The organism is Finegoldia sp. BIOML-A4 (assembly GCF_009679635.1).
Lineage (GTDB): Bacteria > Bacillota > Clostridia > Tissierellales > Peptoniphilaceae > Finegoldia > Finegoldia magna.
The window spans coordinates 153,938-173,614 of the sequence record NZ_WKZC01000001.1; the positions used below are offsets into that span (position 1 = coordinate 153,938).

Annotated in this window: 20 protein-coding genes and 1 other RNA gene; 18 read left to right on the forward strand and 3 right to left on the reverse strand. The window is 29.1% G+C overall.

Translation table 11 applies throughout. The features are described from left to right. The first annotated feature begins 2 nt into the window (after window positions 1-2). From rpoD to rnpB, 4 genes are all read left to right on the forward strand, one after another. The gene (gene rpoD, locus GKG01_RS00635; RefSeq protein WP_094207179.1) at window positions 3-1,172 is read left to right on the forward strand and encodes an RNA polymerase sigma factor RpoD; all 1,170 of its coding nucleotides are present in this window, start codon (window positions 3-5) and stop codon (window positions 1,170-1,172) included. A 1-nt stretch (window position 1,173) separates the two neighbouring features. Beyond that, window positions 1,174-1,866 (forward strand): class I SAM-dependent methyltransferase, encoded by a 693-nt coding sequence (locus tag GKG01_RS00640; protein ID WP_094207178.1) that lies wholly within the window; start codon window positions 1,174-1,176, stop codon window positions 1,864-1,866. Further along, complete coding sequence (locus GKG01_RS00645) at window positions 1,856-2,635, forward strand: Nif3-like dinuclear metal center hexameric protein (RefSeq protein ID WP_154271097.1); 780 nt, start codon at window positions 1,856-1,858, stop codon at window positions 2,633-2,635. Before GKG01_RS00640 ends, GKG01_RS00645 begins: the two co-directional genes overlap by 11 nt. Before the next feature lie 19 nt (window positions 2,636-2,654). Next, an RNA gene (gene rnpB / locus GKG01_RS00650) (RNase P RNA component class A) lies at window positions 2,655-2,984 on the forward strand. 36 nt (window positions 2,985-3,020) lie between these two features. Here the strand turns inward: rnpB and GKG01_RS00655 are convergent. From GKG01_RS00655 to fabG, 3 genes are read right to left on the reverse strand one after another with little or no spacing between them, the layout of a single operon-like run. Next, window positions 3,021-4,370, reverse strand: a complete 1,350-nt coding sequence (locus GKG01_RS00655) for a HAMP domain-containing sensor histidine kinase (protein WP_094207176.1) — start codon at window positions 4,368-4,370, stop codon at window positions 3,021-3,023. Beyond that, on the reverse strand, window positions 4,360-5,079 hold the full coding sequence (locus tag GKG01_RS00660; protein WP_094207175.1) for a response regulator transcription factor: 720 nt from the start codon (window positions 5,077-5,079) through the stop codon (window positions 4,360-4,362). Before GKG01_RS00660 ends, GKG01_RS00655 begins: the two co-directional genes overlap by 11 nt. Further along, on the reverse strand, window positions 5,072-5,809 hold the full coding sequence (gene fabG, locus GKG01_RS00665) for a 3-oxoacyl-ACP reductase FabG (RefSeq protein ID WP_094207174.1): 738 nt from the start codon (window positions 5,807-5,809) through the stop codon (window positions 5,072-5,074). The genes GKG01_RS00660 and fabG overlap by 8 nt, the downstream gene beginning before the upstream one ends. A gap of 116 nt (window positions 5,810-5,925) precedes the next feature. On the opposite strand from fabG, the gene ruvC reads away from it, so the two are divergent. The 14 genes from ruvC to GKG01_RS00735 all read left to right on the forward strand — a co-directional run bounded on the left by ruvC (window position 5,926) and on the right by GKG01_RS00735 (window position 19,659). Then, window positions 5,926-6,420, forward strand: a complete 495-nt coding sequence (ruvC, locus tag GKG01_RS00670; RefSeq protein WP_094207173.1) for a crossover junction endodeoxyribonuclease RuvC — start codon at window positions 5,926-5,928, stop codon at window positions 6,418-6,420. 8 nt (window positions 6,421-6,428) lie between these two features. Then, a complete protein-coding gene (gene ruvA, locus GKG01_RS00675) occupies window positions 6,429-7,025 on the forward strand; it encodes a Holliday junction branch migration protein RuvA (protein ID WP_094207172.1) in 597 nt (198 codons plus the stop codon). An 8-nt stretch (window positions 7,026-7,033) separates the two neighbouring features. Further along, window positions 7,034-8,041 carry a Holliday junction branch migration DNA helicase RuvB gene (gene ruvB, locus GKG01_RS00680; RefSeq protein ID WP_094205723.1) on the forward strand — a complete coding sequence of 336 codons (1,008 nt, stop codon included), beginning with the start codon at window positions 7,034-7,036 and terminating at the stop codon, window positions 8,039-8,041. A 9-nt stretch (window positions 8,042-8,050) separates the two neighbouring features. After that, window positions 8,051-9,088 carry a tRNA preQ1(34) S-adenosylmethionine ribosyltransferase-isomerase QueA gene (gene queA / locus GKG01_RS00685; RefSeq protein WP_094207171.1) on the forward strand — a complete coding sequence of 346 codons (1,038 nt, stop codon included), beginning with the start codon at window positions 8,051-8,053 and terminating at the stop codon, window positions 9,086-9,088. After that, window positions 9,081-10,220, forward strand: coding sequence for a tRNA guanosine(34) transglycosylase Tgt (tgt, locus tag GKG01_RS00690; RefSeq protein WP_154271098.1), 1,140 nt, complete (start codon window positions 9,081-9,083; stop codon window positions 10,218-10,220). The genes queA and tgt overlap by 8 nt, the downstream gene beginning before the upstream one ends. A 23-nt stretch (window positions 10,221-10,243) precedes the next feature. Further along, the gene (gene yajC / locus GKG01_RS00695; RefSeq protein ID WP_094207169.1) at window positions 10,244-10,552 is read left to right on the forward strand and encodes a preprotein translocase subunit YajC; all 309 of its coding nucleotides are present in this window, start codon (window positions 10,244-10,246) and stop codon (window positions 10,550-10,552) included. Between the two features lie 66 nt (window positions 10,553-10,618). Then, window positions 10,619-12,361: a single-stranded-DNA-specific exonuclease RecJ gene (recJ, locus tag GKG01_RS00700; RefSeq protein ID WP_094207168.1), complete on the forward strand. Its 1,743-nt coding sequence runs from the start codon at window positions 10,619-10,621 to the stop codon at window positions 12,359-12,361. A 64-nt stretch (window positions 12,362-12,425) separates the two neighbouring features. Continuing rightward, a complete protein-coding gene (locus tag GKG01_RS00705; protein ID WP_154271099.1) occupies window positions 12,426-14,597 on the forward strand; it encodes a bifunctional (p)ppGpp synthetase/guanosine-3',5'-bis(diphosphate) 3'-pyrophosphohydrolase in 2,172 nt (723 codons plus the stop codon). Next, on the forward strand, window positions 14,597-15,043 hold the full coding sequence (dtd, locus tag GKG01_RS00710) for a D-aminoacyl-tRNA deacylase (protein ID WP_094207167.1): 447 nt from the start codon (window positions 14,597-14,599) through the stop codon (window positions 15,041-15,043). The genes GKG01_RS00705 and dtd overlap by 1 nt, the downstream gene beginning before the upstream one ends. After that, a complete protein-coding gene (locus GKG01_RS00715; protein ID WP_094207166.1) occupies window positions 15,043-15,651 on the forward strand; it encodes an MBL fold metallo-hydrolase in 609 nt (202 codons plus the stop codon). The genes dtd and GKG01_RS00715 overlap by 1 nt, the downstream gene beginning before the upstream one ends. Window positions 15,652-15,665: 14 nt before the next feature. Further along, the gene (locus GKG01_RS00720) at window positions 15,666-18,284 is read left to right on the forward strand and encodes a valine--tRNA ligase (protein WP_094207165.1); all 2,619 of its coding nucleotides are present in this window, start codon (window positions 15,666-15,668) and stop codon (window positions 18,282-18,284) included. Beyond that, the gene (locus tag GKG01_RS00725) at window positions 18,284-18,454 is read left to right on the forward strand and encodes a cation:proton antiporter (protein WP_094207164.1); all 171 of its coding nucleotides are present in this window, start codon (window positions 18,284-18,286) and stop codon (window positions 18,452-18,454) included. Before GKG01_RS00720 ends, GKG01_RS00725 begins: the two co-directional genes overlap by 1 nt. Then, window positions 18,429-18,950, forward strand: a complete 522-nt coding sequence (hpt, locus tag GKG01_RS00730) for a hypoxanthine phosphoribosyltransferase (RefSeq protein ID WP_002836478.1) — start codon at window positions 18,429-18,431, stop codon at window positions 18,948-18,950. The genes GKG01_RS00725 and hpt overlap by 26 nt, the downstream gene beginning before the upstream one ends. Beyond that, the gene (locus tag GKG01_RS00735) at window positions 18,943-19,659 is read left to right on the forward strand and encodes a class I SAM-dependent methyltransferase (protein WP_094207163.1); all 717 of its coding nucleotides are present in this window, start codon (window positions 18,943-18,945) and stop codon (window positions 19,657-19,659) included. Before hpt ends, GKG01_RS00735 begins: the two co-directional genes overlap by 8 nt. Window positions 19,660-19,677: the final 18 nt, after the last annotated feature.

The following is a 19,677-nucleotide window of genomic DNA, read 5'->3' on the forward strand; positions in this document are numbered from 1 at the left end:
TTATGTCAGAAGAAAACTTGGATGTTGAACAAATAAAAAAAGATGCATTAAACCAATTAATAGAGATAGGTAATGAGAATGATGGCATAGTTACTATCAAAGACTTCAAAAATATTGATGATATTTCTTGCCTTGATGAAGATGATATAGAAGATATAAGAAATTTGTTAATTGAAAATAATATTGAGATTTTTGAAAGTAATGATGAAATAGAGAAGAAATCATCTTCAAAGGATGATGACAAAGACGATATCGAAGATGATGAATCTATTGATGATGAAGACGATGACGATATTAAAGATGACAAAAAGATCATCGAAGATGTTTCTGATATTAAAGGAATTAATGTAGACGACCCAGTAAAAATGTATTTAAAAGAAATTGGAAAAATTCCTTTGTTATCAGCTGAAGAAGAAGTTCAATTAGCACAAGAAATGGAAAATGGCTCTAAGAGAGCTAAGAAAAAGTTAGCAGAAGCAAACTTACGTTTGGTTGTAAGTATTGCTAAAAGATACGTTGGACGTGGAATGAGCTTTTTGGATTTGATTCAAGAAGGTAATCTTGGTCTTATGAAAGCAGTTGATAAATTTGACTATACAAGAGGATTCAAATTCTCAACATATGCTACTTGGTGGATCAGACAAGCTATTACAAGAGCAATTGCTGACCAAGCTAGAACAATAAGAATTCCTGTACACATGGTGGAAACTATTAATAGACTTGTTAGAATTGAAAGACAATTATTACAAGATTTGGGAAGAGACCCTACAAATGAAGAAATAGCTAAAGAAATGGGAATTGAAGTAGAAAAGGTTAGAGAAGTCAGAAAAATTGCTCAAGAACCTGTAAGTTTGGAAACACCTATTGGTGAAGAAGAAGACAGTCATTTAGGAGATTTTATTGAAGATGATACTGCTATCGCTCCAGATGAAGCAGCAAATTTTACTATGCTTAGAGAAGAATTAGAAGGCATTTTAAACACTTTAAATGAAAGAGAAAGAAAAGTATTAGCATTAAGATTTGGACTTGTTGATGGTACTCCTAGAACACTTGAAGAGGTTGGCAAAGACTTTGATGTCACAAGAGAAAGAATAAGACAAATAGAAGCAAAAGCTTTGAGAAAATTAAAACATCCATCTAGAAGTCAAAAATTAAAGGATTTTTTGGAATAAAATGAAAAAACTTAGGCTTGAAGAAATAATTAACTTAGTAGATGATAATTCAATAGTTGCTGACATAGGAACAGATCATGGAATTGTTCCATTCGAATTAATAAAGTCAAATAAAGCAAAGAAAGTCATCGCATCGGATATTAGTGAAAAATCATTAGATAAATTAAGAGAAAAATTAGATTATCTTGATAAACCGGAAAAAATAATACTAAATGTATCTGATGGCTTGGATAATTTAAACGAATATCAAGTTGACACGATAATAATTTCAGGAATGGGAGGAAATTTAATCGCTGATATTCTGGGAAAAAATATCGATGTAGCTAAAAGTGCAAATTGCTTAATCTTAGGAGCAAATAATTCACTTTCCGTACTAAGAAAATTTTTACATGACAATTCTTTTGAAATTATAGAAGAAGTTGATTTGTTTGAAAATGACAAATATTATCAAATAATTAAAATTAAAGTCGGTAAGCAATTATTTTCGAATGATTATGAGTATGAATTTGGAAAATTTTTAATCGATAATAAATCTGAAAATTTGAAGCAATATATAAAACAACAGATAGAAAATAAGAAAACAATATTGTCGAATATATCAGAAAAAGACTCTGATAATGTAAAAAATGCTATTGATAATATTAATGTCGAAATAAAAGAACTTGAGAAAGTGTTGAATAAAATTGAAGCTTAAAGATTTTATAAGTTGGTATGAAAAATTAGTTCCTTTAGAAATTCAGGAAGACTTTGACAATAGTGGTATTCAATTTGGTAATTTAAATAGAGAAATAAATAAGATTTTGATTTCCTTAGATTTAGATGATAATTGCCTGAATAGAGCTATTAGAGAAAAATATGATTTGATATTTACACATCATCCAGTTATTTTTCATCCATTAAAAAATATTATAGAACAAGATAATAGTGTAAATACACGATTAATTAGTGCGATAAAAAATGAAATTTGTATTTATTCTTCGCATACCAACTTAGATAGTGTCGAATTTGGAGTAAGTGATGCGCTAGCTAAACAATTAGGCTTGACTAATACTAAAATTTTAGATTCTCATAAAAATAATATAGGATATGGGAAATATGCTGATATTGAAGAGGATTTTGCAGAGAATTTTATTTGTGATTTGAAAAATAAATTAAATCTTGAAAGTGTAATTGTATACGGTAATACAAATCGAAAGATTAAAAGAATAGCGGTGCTAGGCGGAAGTGGTGGTCACTTAATTGAAAATTGTATTGATACTAATTGTGATGTATTTGTATCTTCTGAATTTAAACACGATGAACAGATAGATGCACAAGATAACAATCTTATACTAATAGATATTGGCCACTATGAATCAGAAAAATTTATTCTTGAACCGTTAAGACAAACTATTCAAAAATCTTTTCCAGATATCAAAATAGATGTTAATTATTTAAAAAAACCAACTAGAAAAATTTTCTAATTATGTTATAATGTTATGGTGACTAAATCAGATAATCGCATGAATTCATGAGGAAAGTCCGTGCACTATAGAGCGAGGATGCTGGATAACGTCCAGTGGGGGCGACCCTAAGGCTAGTGCAACAGAGATATACCGCCATTTATTGGTAAGGGTGGAAAGGTAGGGTAAGAGCCTACCAGCATAAAGGTGACTTTATGGCTATGTAAACCCCATTCAGTGCAAAATCAAATAGGATTAAAGACGGCTGCTCGTCGTCTCCGGTAGGTAGATTGCTTGAACTAATTGGTAACAATTAGTCTAGATAGATGATTATCAAATACAGAACACGGCTTATAGATTTGGTCATAAAAAAAAGATTGGTAGCAATACTGTTACCAATCTTTTTTTATTTTACAATTATATCGTCATTAAAAGAAATCATCATTACTGTACCTAAGTTTAGTTTTGAATTAACTGATATATCAGCACCGATAATATCAGCGTAGTTTTTAACAATTGACAGACCCAGTCCGTAACCATTTTCTTTTGTGTTTCTGCAATCATCAACTCTGTAAAATCTTTCGAAAATTTTCGGCTTATTTTCTTCACTAATACCTATTCCAGTATCTTTTACGGAGATAACAATTTTTCTGTTGATATGTCTAGCTCTTAATAATACTGAATCTTTTGTTTGACAAGCTTTAAGTGCATTAGATAATAAGTTGATAATTATATTAGCTAACTTTTCTTTGTCAGTATGGATATCCAAATCCTCTGATATTTCCATATCAAATAAAACTCCTGCTTTATCATATTGTGTTTTCATAGATTTAAATATTTCATGTAAAAATTCAGTTAGATTAAAATCTGTAGGATTATATATAGTTTCTGGAGTTGATTTTTTAAATGTATTATTTAGCTGATTAATTAAGCTAGTCAATCTATCAATTTCTATAAGAAGAGTACTTACATTTTGTTCATTAGGTTCCATAATGCCGTCTTGAATCAATTCTAAATTTAACCTTAAATTAGTTAAAGGGGTTCTCAATTCATGACTAATATTTTGTGCATATTGTTTTCGATTAAATTCTTGAGATTTTAATGAATTTGCCATGTAATTGATATTTTGGGATAATTGATTTACTTCAACTATATTACTTTTTATAATTGGTAGAATGTAGTTTTGTTTTCTTATATTGACTGTAGCTTGAGTTAATTCTTCAATAGGATTAGTCACCTTTCTTGAAAGGAAAATTGATATTATCAAACTTGTAAAGTATGATAAAAATGTGGATAAAATTATTAATCTTAATAAGTTTGTTATGAATACTTCTCCTCTTTGTTTGAAATTATTATTAATCCTATAAATATATTTGATATGACCTATTTTTTTGTTGTTTTCATCGTATACATCTTTTACTATAGTGTTATAAAGTGGAGTTTTCTTAGCTAATTCGAATCCTTCTTTAAAAGAATATAATTCCTTATCGTTATTGTCATAAAAAATAACATCAAGATCTAACTCGCTCAAATACCACATGTACTTATCAATACTTTTTATGCTTAGTCCTTGTTGTTGATCTAAAAATAAGTTTTTAGTTAGCTGTTCAATTTTGTTTTGTCTGTTTAGTTCTTCATTGTTAACAAAATTTCTGAATGATAATTGAAAAATGAATACCGCAATAAATGACAATAACATGATAGGAAATATAATAGCTCTTAAAAACTCATATAATATTTCCGACTTAAGCTTCATCGTATACACCTAACTTATAGCCAACGCCATAAATTGTTTTAATATAACGAGGTTTTTTTGGATTATCTTCAATTTTATGTCTAATATTTTTAATGTGAGTATCTATAGCTCTGTCAAAAGCCTCATAATCATAACCAAAAGATAATTCTATTATTTCATCTCTAGTAAATATTTTATTGGGATTAGAGAATAAAGTTTTGATTATTTGAAATTCATTGCTAGTAAGATTTATGCTTTCTCCGTCTTTAATAAACGTGTTATCTTCAAAAGAAATACTTACACGTCCATTATCAAAATAAATTTTTTCGGATTTTGGGAGGCCAAGCTTTTCAACTCTTCTGAGAATTGTTTTTACTTTTTGAACTAATATTTTTAAACTGAAAGGTTTAGTAATATAATCGTCAGCTCCAAGTTTTAAACCCTCTAATATTTCAGATTCATCTACTTTAGCTGTAACCATGATTACTGGTGTTTCAGTTCTAGATCTAATTACTTCCATAACTTTTTCACCGCTAACTTTTGGCAACATTAAGTCTAAAATAATTAATGAATAATCTGTTGTATTAATCATAGTAATAGCTTCTTGTCCGTCAAATGCTTGATCAACTTCAAATCCTTCAACTTCTAAGTATTTTCTTTCTGCATTTGATATGTTTTTCTCATCTTCAACTATTAAAATTTTTATATCGGTTAAATTTTCTTTAAACAATTACAAAACCTCCATTTGGACTTAATATTTGTCCAGTCATAAATGAATTTTTATCTGATATTAAAAATTCTACAAGATTTGCAATATCTTCAGGTGTTCCAAGTCTTCCCATAGGGGTGTCTTCTATAACATAATCTAAATCATCTTTTGAGATATTATCTAACATAGGTGTATCTATAGCTCCAGGGGCAATAGCATTTATTTTAATGTTACTATATCCAAATTCTTTAGCTAAGGATTTTGTAAGCCCTATTATCGCAGCTTTTGTTGCTGAGTAACAAGATTCCATTGATCCGCCAATCATTCCCCAAATTGAAGTAATATTAATAATATTTCCTTCCTTTTTATCTAACATATCTTCCAATGCTAATTTGCACATATGATAGGTTCCATGCACATTAACATCAAACATATTATACCAATCATTAACTTTAATATCTTGAAATTGATCTACAATAGATATTCCTGCGTTGTTAATCAATATATCAACACATCTAAATTTATTTCTAATTGATTCGAACATTTTTTTGCATTCATCAAAATTTCTTAAATCACACTTATATGATATTGCATCTATGCCTTTATTTCTAATATTTTCAACGATTTCTTTAGCTTTATCTTCATTATTAAAATAGTGCACAACGATTCTATATTCTGGATGATTTTCTAACATTTTGCAAATTCCTTCTCCAATACCTCCGCTGGCGCCAGTTATTAAAATTGTCTTCATTTTTTCTCCTTTTAACTGATTATATTATAACATATAGGCAAATTAACAAGTCAAAATGTTTATGATATAATATTAAAACATGTTAAAATATATTAGAGTATAGGATTTGATAATAAGTGAGAGTTTTAGGAATTGATCCTGGTATAGCAATCGTTGGATATTCTATATTGGATTATGATAATAACAAAATAAAATGTCTTGAATATGGTTGCATAACAACAAGTTCAAAATCAACATTACCTGACAGATTATCATTTATTTACAACGAGATGAACAAAATTATCGATGAATTTCAACCTGAAGATTGCGCATTTGAAGAATTGTTTTTCAATAAAAATGTAAAGACAGCAATAACTGTATCTCAAGCAAGAGGAGTAGAAATTCTAAGCTGTATCAATAAGAATTTATGTCTTTATGAATATACGCCTCTTCAAATTAAACAAGCAGTTGTAGGATATGGAAGAGCTGATAAAAGACAAGTACAAGAAACTGTTAAAACAATTCTAAAATTTAACGATATACCTAAACCTGATGATGCTGCAGATGCTGTAGCTGTGGCTTTGTGTCACATTTTTGGAAGTAAATTTAAATATCTAAATGAAATGAAATAGGAGATAGTATGTATTCGTATATTATTGGAGTTATTACTGAAGTTCATGAAAATTACATAGTATTGGAAAACAACAAAATTGGTTATAAAATATTCATAACTGATTTTTTTAGGGATAATGTCAGTGCATTTGATGAATATAAAGTATATACTGAATTTGTCGAAAGAGAAGATGCAAGTATTTTGTACGGATTTTCATCTCAAAAAGAAAGAGACTTATTTAATTTGTTAACAGATGTAACATCTATTGGCCCAAAATATGCAATGAATATACTATCAACTATGACAGTTGATGAATGTAAAACCGCTATTATTACTGATGATATTAAACTTCTAACACAAGCACCTGGCGTTGGCAAAAAAACAGCATCGAGGATTATTTTAGAGCTAAAAGAAAAAATCGAAAAAGATTTTGCTCCATCAGAAAAATCTGTTAACAAAGAAGTGAAAAAATCAAGTGATTCAGAATTTGCAAGAGAAGCATTATTACAACTTGGTTATTTTAAAAATGATGTGGATGCATTTATCGAAAACACTGATATTTCTGGATTATCAATTGAAGATATAATGAAAAAAGCAATGAAAAGCTTGGACAGTAGTAGGTAGGTGAGAAAATGGAAGATAAAAACGATAGAATTGTTGGAGCATCTTTTACGAAAAGCGACGAAGATATTGATTTTAATTTAAGACCAAAATGGATGAGCGATTATATTGGTCAAGATAAAGTCAAGAAGAAATTGTCAATTTTTATTGAAGCTGCAAAGAATAGAAATGAACCATTGGATCACGCTCTATTATATGGACCACCTGGATTAGGTAAAACTACTTTAGCACACATTATAGCTAATGAAATGGGAGTTAACCTAAGGGTTACTAGTGGACCTGCAATCGAAAAGCCTTCTGATTTAGCAAGTATTCTTACAAATTTACAAAAAGATGATGTCTTGTTTATAGATGAAATACACAGAATTAATCGTTCTGTTGAAGAAATTTTGTATCCTGCAATGGAAGATTATGCTTTGGATATTATAGTGGGAAAAGGACCTTCTGCAAGAAGCTTACGAATAGATTTGGAGAAATTTACACTTATTGGTGCTACTACAAGATCAGGTCAATTGACAGGACCACTTCGTGATAGATTTGGTGTTCTATTAAACTTAGAGTTATATGATATAGAAAGTTTGAAGAAAATAGTTACTAGATCTGCGGGTGTTTTGGGAATAGGCATTGATGAAGAAGGTGCTATGGAAATAGCAAGGCGAAGTAGAGGCACTCCAAGAATCGCTAACAGGCTATTAAAAAGAGTTAGGGATTATGCAGAAGTAAGAGCAGACGGAACCATTACAAAGGAAATAAGTAATCGTGGTTTAAATTTGTTAGAAGTAGACAAATGTGGACTAGATTATGTTGATAGAAAAATAATAATGACAATGATTAATAATTTTGATGGTGGACCTGTTGGTGTTGATACAATTGCAGCGGCAACTGGTGAAGAAAGAATTACTATTGAAGATGTTTATGAACCTTATTTGTTGCAAATAGGATTCATCAATAGAACTTCAAGAGGAAGAATTGTCACAGATAAAGCGTACAAACATTTTAATATAGTTAGAAAGAGGTGATTTTATAAGATGAATACAGATGATTTTGATTACGAGTTAGATGAAAAATTTATCGCACAAACTCCATTAGATAAAAGAGATGAATCTAAGCTAATGGTTATGGATAGATTTAACGGAAATACAGAAATAAAAAAGTTTTATAATATTATAGATTATTTAAACCCTGGTGATGTTTTAGTATGTAATAACACACGAGTTATTCCTGCTAGACTTTTTGGACACAGACCAGGAAAAGAAGAAAAAATTGAGGTTTTACTTCTACAACAAACAGAAGATAAGTGGGAATGTTTGGTAAAGCCTGGAAAGAAAATGAAATTAAGTCAAGTAATAGAATTTTCTGATAAAGTAAGCGCAAAAGTCGTAGACATTACAGAAGATGGATCTAGAATTTTAAAATTCGATTATGAAGGAATTTTTGAAGAACGATTAGATGAACTTGGAAATATGCCACTTCCTCCATATATTAAAGAAAAATTGGATGATAAAGAAAGGTATCAAACTGTTTATTCAAAACACAAAGGAAGTGCAGCAGCACCTACGGCAGGTCTTCATTTTACAAATGAACTTTTAGAAAAAATCAAAGAAAAAGGAATTTATGTAGTATTCTTAACATTACATGTAGGATTAGGAACATTCAGACCAGTTAAAGTAGATGATGTTAAAGATCATCATATGCATTCTGAATATTATACTATAAGTCAAGAAACCGTTGATATTATTAATCGACAAAAAAGTAAAGGACATAACATTATAGCAGTAGGAACTACAAGCGTAAGAACTTTAGAAACAGTTACACACAATAATAATTCAAAATTAGTAGCTGAAAGTGGCTGGACAGATATTTTTATCTATCCAGGCTTTGAATTTAATATCGTGGACAGCTTAATCACTAACTTCCATTTACCTAAGTCTACTTTAATGATGTTGGTTAGTGCTTTTTCAAAGAAAGAATACATTTTTGATGCTTATGAAAAAGCAAAGCAAAATGATTTTAGATTTTTTAGCTTTGGGGATGCTATGTTCATAAATGGAGGCAAGAATGTTTAAATTTACACTAGAGAAAAAGTCTTCTCAATGCAAAGCTAGAACAGGGACAATAGAAACAAATCATGGTGTTATAAAAACACCTGTGTTTATGCCTGTAGGCACAAGAGCAACAGTTAAAGCAATGAACAATGATGAATTGAAATCTATTGGATCTCAAATAATTCTATCTAACACATATCATCTATATTTAAAACCAGGTCAAGAAATTATTAGAAAAGCAGATGGACTTCATAAATTTATGAATTGGGATAAACCAATTCTAACAGATAGTGGCGGATTTCAAGTTTTTAGTTTGAGTAAGACAAGAAAAATTACAGAAGAAGGAGTACATTTTAGAAGCCATATTGATGGATCAAAACATTTTATTTCTCCCGAAAAATCAATGGAAATTCAAAATGATTTGGGATCCGATATAATGATGGCTTTTGATGAATGTGTTCCTTATCCAGCAAGTTATGAATACACAGAAGACTCAATGAAAAGAACACTAAGATGGCTTAAAAGATGTAAAGATTATCATAAAAACACTGATAAACAAAATCTTTTTGGGATTATTCAAGGTGGCATGTACAAAGATTTAAGAGAATATTCTGCTAAGAATACAATTGATTTTGATTTGCCAGGGTATGCTATAGGTGGATTATCCGTAGGCGAACCTAGAGATTTGATGATTGATTTATTAGATTTTACAACTGATTTTATGCCAGAAAATAAACCGAGATATTTAATGGGTGTTGGTACACCGGATTACTTATTCGAAGCAGTTGAACATGGTGTTGATATGTGTGATTGTGTTCTTCCTACTAGAATTGCTCGTAATGGTACAGCCTTAACTTCTAAAGGTAAATTAGTCGTAAAAAATGCAAAATACAAAGATGATTTTTCTGCACTTGACGATAATTGCGATTGTTATGCTTGCAAAAACCATACTAGAGCATATATCAGACATTTACTAAATGTAGATGAAATCTTAGGCGCAAGATTATTGTCTATTCATAATTTGAGATTTTTAATCAAATTGATGGAAAATATTAGAAAATCTATAGAAGAAGATAGATACTTAGAATTCAAAGATGAATTCTATAGAAATTATGGTTATGATTATCACCAAAAATGTGATAATATTAAATAAGTAAATATTTAAGGAGGATTATTATGCCAAAAATGTTAGCATCATTATTGCCTTTGATTGCACTTTTTGCTGTAATGTATTTTTTAATGATTCGTCCACAACAAAAGCAACAAAAACAATTAATGGATATGAGAAACGCTATAAAAGTTGGAGACGAAGTAATTACAATTGGTGGAGTTAAGGGAACAATAGTTTCTGTAAATGATGATAGTGTCATCTTGGAAACTTCATCACAAAAAACAAGACTTGAATTTGTTAAAAATGCTATTGCATCAAATGTAAAAGCAGCAAAAGTAACAGAAAACAAAAAAGAAGATAATGAAGAAAAATAGAAATTGATTTATAGCTCAAACTTAAAATTTGAGCTATAAATCCATTTTTTTATTTGGAGAGAATGAATGAATAAATGGTTAATAAATAATAGAGGCAATAATTTTAGCGAGGTATCACAACGATATAATATTCATCCATTAATAGCAAAGATTTTATTAAATAGAAACATAACAGATTTCCAAACTTTTTTAAATCCTGATGCCGAAAATTCATATCATGATCCTTTTTTAATGAAAGATATGGATAAAGCGGTAGATATAATTATCAATGCTATTGAAAATGATCAAAACATAAGAATAGTTGGAGATTATGATCAAGATGGAAATTCATCGACTATGACTTTATTAGATGGCCTTGGATATTTTACAGATAAACTTTCTTATGATATTCCTAATAGAATGATTGATGGATATGGGATTTCTTTTAGCATAATAGACAAATGTATTGAAGATAATATTGATTTAATAATAACATGTGATAATGGTATAAGTGCTATAGAACAATGTGATTATGCCAAACAAAATGGCTTAAAAATAATTGTAACTGATCATCACCAAACAATAAAACTTGATGGAAAAGAAATCATTCCAAATGCTGATGCAGTTATTAATCCCCAACAACAATCTTGTAATTATCCATTTAAAAGTTTATGTGGCGCAGGAGTTGCTTATAAATTAATTCAGGCTATAAATATCAAAAAAGGATACGGTATGTTAGAATGTGAAAATTTGCTCCAATATGTAGCAATGGGAACTGTGTGTGATATCGTAGATTTAAAGGACGAAAATAGATATTTTGTGACTAAAGGATTAGAAGAAATCAATAATACAGAGAATTACGGATTAAAATGCTTAATTGATATGACTGGAATTAAAAATGGAGTAAATGTTTACAGTTTAGGATTTATAATTGGTCCATGTATCAATGCTGCTGGAAGATTAGATACTGCAAAATTAGGCGTTGAACTATTTCGCGATGAAAATATGGATAATGTTGAGGCTTACGCTAAAATTTTAGTTGATCTCAATGAAAAAAGAAAAAAGTTAACAGAAGATGGATTTAATAAAGCTATTGAAATAATTGAAAACACAGGACTGATAAATGATGATATATTGATTTGTAATGTTGAAGGAATTCATGAAAGTGTTTGTGGAATCATAGCTGGAAGAATTAAAGAAAAATATAATAAACCAACGTTAATACTAACACAATCAGAAAATCAAGATGTTCTTAAAGGATCAGGAAGAAGTATTTCAGAGTATGATATATTCAAAGAATTTGATGAGTTTAGAGAATTGTTTGTATCATTTGGTGGTCATCCTATGGCGTGTGGATTATCAATTGAAGTAGATAAATTAGATGAGTTTAGAACTAAAGTTAATCAAAGAAGCAGACTTACCAAAGAGGACTTTGTAAAAAAAATCCTTATTGATTCAAGCTTTTATGTAGACAAGATAGATTTTGATTTGATAGAAGAAATCGATCGTCTTCGTCCTTTTGGCAAGGATAATCCTAGACCGATTTTGGGAGATAAAAATCTGGAAATAATCTTTGCTAGGATGATTGGAAAAAATAAGAATGTTTTGAAGTTGAAATTACTCAAAAATAATAAAACAATTGATTCAATTATGTTTTCAGAAGCTATAGAAAAATATAATTATTTATTAGAAAAATTCGGTGAAAATGTAATGATTCAACTTGAAAATAGTATTGCTTGTAATGCAAAAATAGATATTATATACTATCCTGAAATAAATGATTTTAATAATGTTAAGAATATTCAATTAAATTTAATCGATTTAAGATAAATGTTAACAATAATGCTCATGTTATGGTATAATTATAACAAAATAATTATTAGGAGGTAGCTTTATGCATTATGAACAATCGGATTTACAAAGTTTGATAAAATCTATAAAATCATATAATCCAAATACTGATGTAGATGAGATAACTAGAGCATATGGCTACATGGTTAGAGCTCATGAGGGACAATTTAGAAATTCTGGTGAGCCTTATGCAATTCATCCGATGGCTGTAGCTAAAATTTTGGCTTCTTTGAACATGGATGATGCAACTATTATAGCCGGGCTATTTCACGATGTCGTAGAGGATACAGAAATAACATACGAAGATTTAGAGTATTTATTTAGCAAAGAAATAGCTGACCTGGTCGATGGTGTTACAAAATTAAAACAAATCAAATTTAAAACTAAAAAAGATAATCAAGCAGAAAATTTAAAGAAAATGATCTTGGCAATGGCCAAAGATATTAGAGTTATAATAATTAAGTTGTCTGACAGGCTTCACAATATGAGAACTTTGGAATACATGACTCGCGAAAAACAGATTGAAAAAGCCAATGAAGTTTTAGAAATTTATGCACCACTTGCTCACAGACTTGGTATGTCTACTATAAAATGGGAATTAGAAGATTTAAGCTTAAAGTATTTGGAACCAAATATTTATCAAGATATTGTAAATAAAATAAACGAAACTAGACAACAAAGAGAATCCCAAATACAAAATATTATAAGACAATTTCAAGATGAACTTGAAAAATATAATATAAAAGCGGAGATTTTTGGAAGGCCAAAAAGTGTTTTTTCAATATATAAAAAAATGTACAAAAAACATTTGGCTTTTGAAGAAATCAAAGATTTATCAGCCATCAGAGTTATAGTCAACAAAGAAAGTGAATGCTATGATGTTTTGGGAATAGCTCATAGATTTTTCAGGCCAATTCCGAATACTTTCAAAGATTATATTGCAACTCCAAAACCTAATATGTACCAATCTTTACACACTACAATATTAGCTCATGACGGAAGAACTTATGAGATACAAATTAGAACTTGGGAAATGCATAAAACTTCTGAATATGGTATCGCTGCGCATTGGAAGTACAAAGAAGGTACTACCAATAAAAAATCAAAATATGATAGCAAATTAGCGTGGCTAAGAGAAATCATGGATTGGCAAAAAGATTATACAGATTCAAAAGAATTCATGGATTTATTCAAAGAAGAATTTGCCAATGATGAAGTTTTTGTTTACTCACCAAAAGGTGATGTAATGGATTTGCCATCTGGTTCAACACCGATTGATTTTGCGTACAAAGTTCACTCTGCAGTAGGAAACAAATGTGTTGGTGCAAAAGTAGACGGAAAGATTGTACCATTAACTTACAAATTAAAAACAGGAAATGTTGTTGAAATTCTTACAAATCCAAATTCAGGTCCTTCAAAAGACTGGCTTAAAATTGTAAAATCTTCTCAAGCTAAAACAAAAATTAAACAGTGGTTTAAAAAAGAACAAAGAACTGAGAATATTGTTTCTGGAAGAGATATGCTTGAAAAAGAAGTTGCAAAAATGGGCTATAGTTTCAATGAATTACTAAAAAGAGAATGGCTTGAAGAAATTGCAAGTAAATTAAGTTTTTCATCTATTGATGATTTGTACGCTGCTATTGGTTACGGATCTACAAGGGTTACGCAAGTTATTCCTAAGCTAAAGGAATACCACAAAGACTATTACGAAACAGACCAAGTTGTCAATAAACCAAATCATGTCGATTTTGTTAATGAAGAGCCAAAAGAAAGTGGAGTAGTAATTGATGGAATTGATAATGTAGAAATAAAACTTGCTAAATGTTGTAACCCAATTCCTGGTGACGAAATAGTCGGCTACATTACTAGAGGTAGAGGAATTAGTGTTCACAGAAGAGATTGTTCCAATGTAAAATCAGTCAATGACAAAGATAGATTAATCACAGTTAGATGGGGCAATAATTTAATCAATCATAATTATCAAGTTGAACTTCAAATAATATCTTTTAGTAATGTCGGTTATCTTGCTGATATAACTAAAGTTATAAGTGAGTGTAAACTAAACATTAAAACATTTAATACAAGAACAAATGAAGATAAAACAGTAACGATTAATATAATATTAGAAATTAGTTCTAGTTCTCAGATCGATACAGTAATTGCTAGAATTAAAAATATTAAAGGAACTATAGACGTTTTTAGGGTGAATTCATAATGAAATTATTAGTTCAAAGAGTTAATAAAGCAAAAGTTGAAATAGATGGTACAACAAAAAGTGAAATTAAAGATGGTTTTTTAATACTACTAGGAATTCATAGTGAAGATAATGAAGCAGATATTGATTATTGCATCAGAAAACTTGTTAATTTAAGAATATTTTCTGATGAAGAAGATAAGCTTAATCTTTCAATTAAAGATTTAAATTATGAAATTTTATTAGTCTCTCAGTTTACATTGTATGCAAGTACTAGAAAAGGGAATAGACCATCATTTGATAAATGTGCCAAAGGAGAATTTGCCAGAGATTTATACGAAAAGTTTATTGAAAAGTTAAAAAAAGAAAATGTACCTTTTCAAACTGGAGAATTTGGAGCTGATATGAAGGTATCACTTACAAATGATGGACCAGTTACGATAATTATAGATAGTAGGAGTGAATGATGACATTAGACAAAATAGTTACTACAAAATATGGAGAAAACATGTACATTTTATCGGAAGATAATAAATGTTTTGTTGTGGATCCAGGTGCACAAGCTGATGATATTTGGGAATATATCAAAAATCGTAATTTAGAAATACAATTTATATTGATTACACATGGTCATTTTGATCATATATTTGCAGCTGAAGAATTAAAAAATAAGCTAAATACAGTTATTTACGCTCCAGAAAAAGAAAAAGATTTACTTGAAGATCCTGAAAAAAATTATACAAGGAAAGTTGGAAATCCAATTACTTTAAAAGCAGATTATTATGTAAAAGAAGGAGATACGATTGAGTTTAATGATTCTAAAATATCAGTCCTAGAAACTCCAGGTCATACTTATGGCTCTAGCTGCTATATTTACAAGGATGTAATGTTTTCAGGAGATATGTTGTTCAAGAATTCAATAGGTAGATATGATTTGCCAACTGCAAGTTTTGAAGACATTAAAAATAGTGTTGAAAAGCTAAAACTTTTAAATAATGATATAAAAGTTTATCCTGGACACGGACCAGAAACTAATATTGGTGACGAAAAGAAATACAATCCATATTTTAAATAAAATTTAGGAGAATTATGAAAAATTTAGAAAAAAATTACAATCCAAAAGATTTTGAAGATAAGATATATAAAATTTGGGAAAATGAAGGTTACTTCAAAGGCGTTATTGATAATGATAAAAAACCATTTACAATTGTAATGCCACCACCAAATGTAACGGGTAATTTACACCTAGGTCATGCGCTAAATAACACTATACAAGATATATTGATTAGAAAAAATAGAATGGATGGATATAGTGCTCTTTGGGTTCCAGGAACAGACCATGCTAGTATTGCAACTGAAGCAAAAGTTGTAAGTAAATTAAAAGAAGAAGGAAAATCCAAAGAATCTTTAGGTAGAGATGGATTTTTGGAAGCATCTTGGGACTGGACACGTGAATACGGTGGAAATATCAAAAATCAATTAAAAAAATTAGGAGTATCTTGTGATTGGAGTAGAGAAGCTTTTACTCTTGATGACAATTTAACAGAAGCAGTAGAAGAAGTATTTATAAAAATGTACAATGATGATTTGATTTACCAAGGTGACAGAATTGTAAATTGGTGTCCAAATTGTCATACTGCAATAAGCGACATAGAAGTTGTCCACGAAGATGAATCGGGACATTTTTGGAATATTCGATATAAATTCAAGGATTCTGATGATTATATTGTAATAGCTACTACTAGACCAGAAACATTATTGGGTGATTTGGCAGTTGCTGTAAATCCAGATGATGAAAGATATACTGACATTGTTGGAAAAACTTTGATATTACCATTAGTTAATAGAGAAATTAAAGTTATTGCTGATAGCTATGTGGATATGGAATTTGGAACTGGAATTGTTAAGATTACTCCTTCACATGATCCTAATGACTTTGAAGTAGGTGCAAGACATGAGCTAGGTCAATGTGTTGTAATTGATGAGGATGCAAAGATTGTTGAAGGATATGGTAAATATTCTGGATTAGATAGATATGAAGCAAGAAAATTAATTATCGAAGATTTGGAAAAAATCGGACAACTAGATTCAGTAAAAGAACATGAACATGCTGTAGGTCATTGTGAAAGATGCCATACTACTGTTGAGCCATTAATCAGTAAACAATGGTTTGTTAAGATGGATAAGTTAGCAAAATTAGCTTTAGACGCTTATAAAAATGAAGAAATTAGATTTATTCCAAAAAGATTCGAAAAAGTTTATGTAAATTGGTTAGAAAACATTAGAGATTGGTGTATTTCTCGCCAATTATGGTGGGGACATAGACTTCCGGTTTATTACCATAATGAAACAGGTGAAGTTGTAGTTGCAAGAAAAAATCCAGACCCTGAAAAATATACTCAAGATCCAGACACTTTGGATACATGGTTTTCATCTGCGTTATGGCCATTTTCAACATTAGGTTGGCCAAACGAAACAGAAGATTTGAAATATTTCTTCCCTACAAATGTGTTAGTTACTGGATACGATATTATTTTCTTCTGGGTAATTAGAATGGTATTCTCTTCACTTTATAATTTGGGGGAAGTTCCTTTCAAAGATGTTTACTTGACAGGATTAGTTAAAGACTCTCAAGGAAGAAAAATGTCAAAATCTTTGGGAAATGGTATTGATCCGATAGAAGTTATAGATCAATATGGAGCTGATGCTTTAAGATTTGCATTAATTACTGGTAATACTCCAGGAAATGATTCAAGATTCTACATGGAAAAAGTTGAAGCTAATAGAAATTTCTGTAATAAATTATGGAACGCATCTCGATTTGTTTTCATGAATGTAGAAGATGATGTAAAAAATATAGATGATGTTGAATTACAAATTGAAGATAAGTGGATTATATCTAGTTTAAATGATGTAATTGATGAAGTATCTACTAATTTAAATAAATACGAAATTGGTATAGCAGCTGAAAAAATATATGATTTTACTTGGAATGTATTCTGCGATTGGTACATTGAACTAGTTAAACCAAGACTTTATGGGGACGATTCTATTTTAAAAGAATCTGCAATCTCAGTTTTGATTTATACATTGACTAATGTAATAAAATTATTACATCCATTTATGCCATATATCACAGAAGAAATTTATAGCTATCTTCCAAATAAAAATGATATGTTAATTAATGAAACATGGCCAAAATATTCTGAAACAAAATCATATAAAAACGAAGAACAAATTATTGACAAGTTAGTTGAATCTGTAATTAGTATTAGAAATTCTAGACAAGAAATGAATATTGCACCTAAAAAACAATCTGATATATATATATTGACATCTGATAAGAGTTTGGAAGACGATTTTAAACAACTAGAGTCACTATTTAGATCAAGTGTTTCTATTAACGAATATAAGGTTAACGAAGATATATCAGAAGATAATAATATAGTAATTGTTAAAGATTCCTATAAGATTATCATTCCTTTGAATGATTTAATCGATTATTCTAAAGAATTAGAAAGACTAGAAAAAGAATTAAATACTGCTAAATCGGAATTAAAGAGAGCAGAATCAAAACTAAAAAATGAAGGATTCTTAAAAGGTGCTCCTGAAGCCCTTGTAGAAAAAGAAAAAGAAAAAGTCGAAAAATATTCACATTTAATCGACGATATTAATAATTCTATTAGTTCTATTAAGGAAAATATGTAATGAAATTCGAAATCATATTTGATTTTGTTTTGATTATGGTGTTGGTCAGCGTACAATATACTTTAAATAAAATTTTATTATCATTAAAGAAGATTGAAAAAAAGATAGATGAGAATATAATTAATACAAATACAGGGGTGAATAATGAAAGAAGAAATATTATTAAGTGAACAACAAATTAAAGAAAAAGTTAAAGAATTAGGTGCTCAAATTACCAAAGATTACAAAGATAAAAATTTATGTGTAGTATCTCTTCTTAGAGGAAGTTTTATGTTCATGTCTGATTTGGTTAGACAGATAGATATGCCAATTTGTATTGATTTTATGACTACATCTTCTTATGAAGACGCTGAAAAATCAACAGGTAAAGTAAAAATTCTTACTGATGTAAGAGAAAATTTAGAAAACTATGATGTGTTAATAGTTGATGACATTATTGATTCTGGAAATACAATCGTAAATACTTTGGAATATATTAAACAAAAAAATCCAAAAAGTGTTAAAACATGTGTATTGCTCGATAAACCAAGCAGAAGACAAGTTGAGTATAACGCTGATTACGTTGGTTTTGAAATTGATGATGTTTTTATAGTTGGTTATGGTTTGAACTATAAATCATCATATCGAAATATACCTTACATTTTCATTTGGAATCAAGATGTATAAAGAATTTGCGTATATTTATGATAAATTAACTTTTGATATTGATTATGAAGAGTATTCTGAAGTTATCAAAAAAGAATTAAAAAAATTAGACATAAAACCAAAATCTATTCTTGAGTTAGGAATCGGTAGTGGAAATATGACAAAATACTTCTATAACGCCTCAATTAATTATACTGGAGTGGATCTTAGTAAAGAAATGTTGAAAATTTGTGCAGATAAATTTCCTAATATCAGTATTATTAATGAGGATTTATGTCAATTAGAATTAACAAAAAATTATGATTTTATTTTTTCTACTTTAGATACAATAAACTATATACTAGACTCAGAAAAACTACAGAATTTGTTCTCAAATATTAATGTAAATTGTACAGGAGTGTTTATGTTTGATGTAAACACTCCTTATAAGCTAATAGAAGTAATGGGTAACAATCACTTTGTGTATGAATATGATGATATTTTTTATACTTGGGTTAATCAATATTATGAAGAAGATAATTTGATAGATTTTTATATTGACTTTTTTTTGAAAAATCAGGATAATTCTTATCAAAGGATTAGAGAAACTCAAACAGAAAAAGTTTATAGTTTGGATGCACTAAGATTTATGTTGTACAATAGTGGATTTAATACTGTTAAAATAATAGATTTTGATACAGGTAAAACTCTTAATAATTGTACCCAACGTGCATTATTTATATGTTATTAAGTAACGATAATTATTTCG

Bases quoted from the DNA above. Each gene is read 5' to 3' on its own strand.
- GKG01_RS00640 (WP_094207178.1), top strand. From the start codon at position 1,174: ATGAAAAAACTTAGGCTTGAAGAAATAATTAACTTAGTAGATGATAAT.
- ruvA (WP_094207172.1), top strand. From the start codon at position 6,429: ATGTATTCGTATATTATTGGAGTTATTACTGAAGTTCATGAAAATTAC.
- GKG01_RS00705 (WP_154271099.1), top strand. From the start codon at position 12,426: ATGCATTATGAACAATCGGATTTACAAAGTTTGATAAAATCTATAAAA.
- GKG01_RS00725 (WP_094207164.1), top strand. From the start codon at position 18,284: ATGAAATTCGAAATCATATTTGATTTTGTTTTGATTATGGTGTTGGTC.
- hpt (WP_002836478.1), top strand. From the start codon at position 18,429: ATGAAAGAAGAAATATTATTAAGTGAACAACAAATTAAAGAAAAAGTT.
- ruvB (WP_094205723.1), top strand. From the start codon at position 7,034: ATGGAAGATAAAAACGATAGAATTGTTGGAGCATCTTTTACGAAAAGC.
- fabG (WP_094207174.1), bottom strand. From the start codon at position 5,809: ATGAAGACAATTTTAATAACTGGCGCCAGCGGAGGTATTGGAGAAGGA.
- rpoD (WP_094207179.1), top strand. From the start codon at position 3: ATGTCAGAAGAAAACTTGGATGTTGAACAAATAAAAAAAGATGCATTA.
- tgt (WP_154271098.1), top strand. From the start codon at position 9,081: ATGTTTAAATTTACACTAGAGAAAAAGTCTTCTCAATGCAAAGCTAGA.
- dtd (WP_094207167.1), top strand. From the start codon at position 14,597: ATGAAATTATTAGTTCAAAGAGTTAATAAAGCAAAAGTTGAAATAGAT.
- GKG01_RS00655 (WP_094207176.1), bottom strand. From the start codon at position 4,370: ATGAAGCTTAAGTCGGAAATATTATATGAGTTTTTAAGAGCTATTATA.
- GKG01_RS00735 (WP_094207163.1), top strand. From the start codon at position 18,943: ATGTATAAAGAATTTGCGTATATTTATGATAAATTAACTTTTGATATT.
- GKG01_RS00715 (WP_094207166.1), top strand. From the start codon at position 15,043: ATGACATTAGACAAAATAGTTACTACAAAATATGGAGAAAACATGTAC.
- recJ (WP_094207168.1), top strand. From the start codon at position 10,619: ATGAATAAATGGTTAATAAATAATAGAGGCAATAATTTTAGCGAGGTA.
- queA (WP_094207171.1), top strand. From the start codon at position 8,051: ATGAATACAGATGATTTTGATTACGAGTTAGATGAAAAATTTATCGCA.
- GKG01_RS00720 (WP_094207165.1), top strand. From the start codon at position 15,666: ATGAAAAATTTAGAAAAAAATTACAATCCAAAAGATTTTGAAGATAAG.
- yajC (WP_094207169.1), top strand. From the start codon at position 10,244: ATGCCAAAAATGTTAGCATCATTATTGCCTTTGATTGCACTTTTTGCT.